This window comes from Halanaerobium sp. (assembly GCF_003070835.1).
In genome coordinates, this window is sequence record NZ_QBLR01000298.1 from 1 (window position 1) to 4,121 (window position 4,121).

Genomic DNA, 4,121 nt, shown 5'->3' on the forward strand with positions numbered 1-4,121 from the left:
AGCTCCAGATTTTGGAGGGGTTCCCGAGTTGGCCAAAGGGGACGGACTGTAAATCCGTTAGCACAGCTTTCACTGGTTCGAATCCAGTCCCCTCCACCATTTTACAAAATTTACTATAGACAAATAAAATATATATGTTAAAATAATATGTAGTTGCAAGTAACTAGAACAATATAAATATCTTGCGGGTGTAGCTCAGTGGTAGAGCCCTGGCCTTCCAAGCCAGTTGCGAGGGTTCGATCCCCTTCACCCGCTCCAAAACATGGTGGGTATAGCTCAGTTGGTTAGAGCGCCAGATTGTGGTTCTGGAAGTCGTGGGTTCGAATCCCATTACTCACCCCAAAACCTTGGGGCGTAGCCAAGCCGGTAAGGCACTAGACTTTGACTCTAGCATGCGTAGGTTCGAGTCCTGCCGCCCCAGCCAATTTATTATTTTTCAAACAAGGCGCCATAGCCAAGTGGTAAGGCAGAGGACTGCAACTCCTTTACCCCCAGTTCGAATCTGGGTGGCGCCTCCAACTGAATCAGCACCCTTAGCTCAGTTGGATAGAGTGTCTGACTACGAATCAGAAGGTCACAGGTTCGAATCCTGTAGGGTGCACCAGTTAAATAATAGCAATGTTAAGGCTTACAGGCCTTTTTTTATTTTTTGTAAAAATAGTAAGAGTAGCTAAATGTGGACAACATGCAAACAACAGTCTAAAAAAAGATTCCCTTAAATAGATTTAAATAACTATTACTAAGGGAATCTTTTATATCATTACTATAATTATTATTAAATTAGCACCTAACTAATTATTTTTAATTTGATGAAACTTTCCTTTTGATTATCTTCACAATTTCATGAGAAGCTAAGAACATTAAGCCTGCTGCTAAGATTCTTATCCAGTTAGTTAAACTAACAGAAGCAAAACCAAAGAAATTATTAATAACAGGAACATGAGTTACAAATACGGAAGCAACTATAGAAAATAAAATCGAGTATAACATATTTCTATTATTAAAAAAGTTTTTATTAAATAAACTCTTATGTGGGTATCTTCTAGACATTATATTTATCCATTGAGTTACAACTATAGTTAAAAAGGAAATTGTAGTAGCTTCTTTATATAAGATACTGTTGAGATCTATAGAAGCCCCTCCATTAGAAGAAACAAATAAACTAAAATTTATATAACCTAAAGTTCCCATTAATGTTCCGAAAAATACTATTTCTAACATGGAATATTTATTTACAATGTGTTCATCTCGACTTCGCGGTGGAGATATCATAAGTTCTTTTGAACCTGGGTCAAAGGTCAGTGCTGTTAAAGGTAAAATTTCAGCAAGTAAGTCAATTGATAAAATTTGAATAGCTAATATAGGAACAGGATAATTACTAATTGCACCTAATAACAACCCTATTAATACTATTGATAATTCTGCAACGTTTGATGTAAGGGAAGCTAAAATAGTCTTTTTTAAATTATTATATATATTTCTACCTTCTCTAATAGCATCTACCAGAGTAGGGTAACTGTCATCTAATAGTATTAAATCTGAAGCTTCTTTTGAAACATCAGTACCCATCTGTCCCATTGCAACACCTATATGTGCACTTTTAAGAGCTGGTGCATCATTTACTCCGTCTCCTGTAACAGCTACAATTTTCCCTTGTTTTTTAAGAATTTTTACAATTCTTAATTTATCTTCAGGAGAAACTCTGGAAAATATAATAGATGAAGTATTTTTAGTTTCACTATCAAGTTCTTCATCGGATAGCTCAGATAATTCTTTTGAAGTAAATACTTTCAATTGTTCATCTTTAACTTCAAGATTTATTTTAGCACCAATAGCTTTTGCTGTAACAGGATGGTCTCCAGTCATTATATAGGTATCTATGTGAGCAGAATGAGAACTTTCAATTGCTTCCCTAACTCCTTCTTTTGCAGGATCAATCATAGCAACTAATCCAAGGAATACTACATCTCTTTCAATTTCATCAATCACATAATCAGTTTCGTTTTCTCCCAGTTTTCTATATGCGATAGCGATTACCCTAAGAGCCATTTTTGAATATTTTTCATTTAAATCCATTAGATTTTTCTTATGTTCTTCTGTTATTTCTACTTCTTTACCATTCTCATAGATATGCTTAGAAATAGATAAAAGACTATCAATAGCTCCTTTCATTGTAAGCACTCTGCTATCTCCAAAATCTCTTATAGAACTCATTCTTTTACGCTCAGAATCAAAACTAAATTCATGTATTTCAGGATTTTCTTCATCTTCATTAGGAGAACGAGTACCTAATTTTGTAGATAAAGTTATTAAAGCAGCTTCTGTAGGATCACCAATAGCATACCATCCAGAATGTTTTTCATCAGGTTCGTGAATCTCGGCGTTAGATGCCATAGTTGCTGCATCAAACATTATTTCCAATTCATCTATTTGTTCCTTAGTAAGTTTTTCTTCGTTTTCATTTACTATATCACCTTTAGGCTCGTAACCAAGACCAGTTATTTCATATTCTTGATTATCAAACCAAACTTTCTGTACAGTCATTTCATTTTTAGTTAGAGTTCCCGTTTTATCGGTTGCTATTACATTAGTAGAACCTAAAGTCTCTACAGATGCTAATTTTTTTACTACAGCATTTTTTACAGCTAATCTTTTAACTCCTTGAGATAATGCTACGGTAGTCTGCATTGGTAGGGCCTGTGGAACAACTGCAACAGCTATTCCCAAACCGTAAATTAAAGCAAAGTTAATACCTAAATCTCTATATAAACTTAATCCAAACAAACTCAAGCCTATAATAACTGCAAAAATAGAAATTTTATTAGCAACTGAGGTCATTTCTTCCTGAAGAGGAGATTTAGATCTGTCTGTCTCTTGAGTCATAGAAGCAATTTTACCCATTTCTGTATCCATACCAGTAGCGACAACAACACCTTTAGCAGATCCTGAAGCTACATTTGTACCAAGATAGGCCATATTATCTCTATCACCTAAAGGTGCTTCTCCTTCTATATGATTACTATGTTTTTCTTGAGGCATAGATTCTCCAGTTAAAGAAACTTCTACCATTCTTAAGTTAAAGGTTTCTATTAATCTTAGATCAGCAGGTATTTTATCTCCTTCCTCCAAGCTCACTATATCTCCTACAACTAATTCTGTTTGGTCTGTTTCGCTCATTTCTCCATCTCGAATTACTTTAGAAGGGGATTTAATTAGTTCGTTAAGGGAATCCATTATTTTTTCAGCTTTGTACTCTTGATATAAACCTATAATAGAATTAATAATTGCTATTACAATCATAATGCTTCCGTCAATATAATTCCCAATAATTAAAGAAAGTGCTGCTGCAACTAAAAGAAGTATGACAAGTACATCTTTAAACTGATTTAAAAAAAGTACAGCAAGAGAAGTTGTTTTTTTGCCAGTAAGTTGATTTTTCCCATATTTACCAAGTCTTTCTTTTGCTTTATCTTTAGAAAGACCTTTTTCTGAAGTTTCCAATTCTTCGAATATTTCTACAACTTTCTTCTTGTAATATTTTTTGTTTTCCATAAAAGCTCCTTTCTGATATGTTTTGTGAATTTTCATATATTTATTATAACACCAATTACCTATATAAAACAGGTCGTTGTAACACTTATATTAATATATACCCTTATATATAATATGTAGACAAAAAATCTGCTGGAAAAACTTTAGAAAAAACCAAGAAAGTTGTTGACTTTACTCTTAAGGTGTTGTTATAATATAAAAGCATTAAAAATTGATTCGGGGCGTAGCGCAGTTTGGTAGCGCATCTGGTTTGGGACCAGAGGGCCGCGGGTTCAAATCCTGCCGCCCCGACCATTTATAATCACCAGAGGTAAGCATAAATAAAACACTCTAAACATTCGGAGTTTTTTTGTTTGTAAAAATCCAAAATTAATATGAATTTATCATTGACAATTAAGGATATAAAACTTATAATATAAAATGCATCATCTAATGAAGGGAAAGAAAATTCTCTTTCGAAAAAAAGCCGAAAAAAAAGCGAAAAAAGTACTTGACACAAGAGGCTAATGATGATAACCTAATAGAGTCGCTAAAGAGAGAAGCGGCAAAGAACATAGACAATAGAATAA

General features: G+C 33.7%; 1 protein-coding gene and 7 tRNA genes. 7 read left to right on the forward strand and 1 reads right to left on the reverse strand.

All coding sequences use genetic code 11. From position 1 onward, the window contains the following. Positions 1-13 precede the first annotated feature (13 nt). The 6 genes from CI949_RS17745 to CI949_RS17770 all read left to right on the forward strand — a co-directional run bounded on the left by CI949_RS17745 (position 14) and on the right by CI949_RS17770 (position 604). Positions 14-99: transfer RNA gene (locus tag CI949_RS17745), tRNA-Tyr, on the forward strand. Positions 100-184: 85 nt separating this feature from the next. Continuing rightward, a tRNA-Gly gene (locus CI949_RS17750) sits at positions 185-258 on the forward strand. Positions 259-265: 7 nt separating this feature from the next. Then, a tRNA-His gene (locus tag CI949_RS17755) sits at positions 266-342 on the forward strand. Between the two features lie 6 nt (positions 343-348). Further along, a tRNA-Gln gene (locus tag CI949_RS17760) sits at positions 349-424 on the forward strand. A 20-nt stretch (positions 425-444) separates the two neighbouring features. Next, positions 445-518 (forward strand) — tRNA-Cys (locus CI949_RS17765). A 9-nt stretch (positions 519-527) separates the two neighbouring features. Further along, positions 528-604 (forward strand) — tRNA-Arg (locus CI949_RS17770). A gap of 197 nt (positions 605-801) precedes the next feature. Here the strand turns inward: CI949_RS17770 and CI949_RS17775 are convergent. Next, positions 802-3,552 (reverse strand): cation-transporting P-type ATPase, encoded by a 2,751-nt coding sequence (locus tag CI949_RS17775; RefSeq protein WP_290768822.1) that lies wholly within the window; start codon positions 3,550-3,552, stop codon positions 802-804. A 217-nt stretch (positions 3,553-3,769) separates the two neighbouring features. Here CI949_RS17775 and CI949_RS17780 point away from each other — a divergent pair. Then, positions 3,770-3,846: transfer RNA gene (locus CI949_RS17780), tRNA-Pro, on the forward strand. Positions 3,847-4,121: the final 275 nt, after the last annotated feature.